Consider the following 716-nt stretch of genomic DNA (forward strand, 5'->3'; position numbering starts at 1 on the left):
GGGCTACAAATGGCTGGGGCGATGGCAGTCCGGTCAGGATCCGGTCGAGCTGTCGCGGCGGCCGCACGCGAGCCCGAGGCAGAGTTCACCGGAGCTGGAAGCGCAGATCCTTGCGGTTCGTGATGCGCATCCGGCGTGGGGGGCTCGCAAGATAGCAAGCTGTCTGGAGCGTGCCGGACGGAGCCCGCCCGCGTTGTCGACGATCCACGAGATCCTGCGCCGCAGTGGTCGGGTCAAGCCGGCCGTCGGCGGTGCGCCGGCCGCTCTGCGGTTCGAGATGCCGGCGCCGAACATGCTGTGGCAGATGGACTTCAAGGGCTGGGTTCGGCTCGGCAACGACACTCGTTGTCACCCGCTGACCGTGGTCGACGATCATTCGCGCTACGATCTGTGCCTGCAGGCCTGCGCTGATCAACGCGGAGAGACGGTGCAGGACAGGCTGCGGACGACCTTTCGACGCTACGGTCTGCCCGACGCGATCTTCGTCGACAACGGCTCGCCTTGGTCGGACAGTTCAGGCGAGCGCTGGACCTGCTTCTCGGTTTGGCTGCTCAAGCTCGGCATCACCGTGATCCGCAGCCGTCCTTATCATCCGCAAAGCCGCGGCAAGAACGAGCGCTTCCATCGGACGCTGGCCGCCGAAGTGTTCGCGCTGCGTCGCCTGCGCGATCTGCCCGACGCTCAGCGCGCCTTCGATGCCTGGCGCGAGGTCTACA

General features: G+C 66.6%; 1 protein-coding gene. It reads left to right on the top strand.

Features of this window, described 5'->3' with window-relative positions:
* On the top strand, positions 1-716 hold a 716-nt coding region (locus ACFFJ6_RS25500), incomplete at both ends, for a DDE-type integrase/transposase/recombinase (RefSeq protein ID WP_378393255.1).

Origin of the sequence: Rhodopseudomonas telluris, from assembly GCF_042432815.1 — a bacterium.
GTDB classification, from domain to species: Bacteria; Pseudomonadota; Alphaproteobacteria; order Rhizobiales; family Xanthobacteraceae; genus Rhodopseudomonas; species Rhodopseudomonas telluris.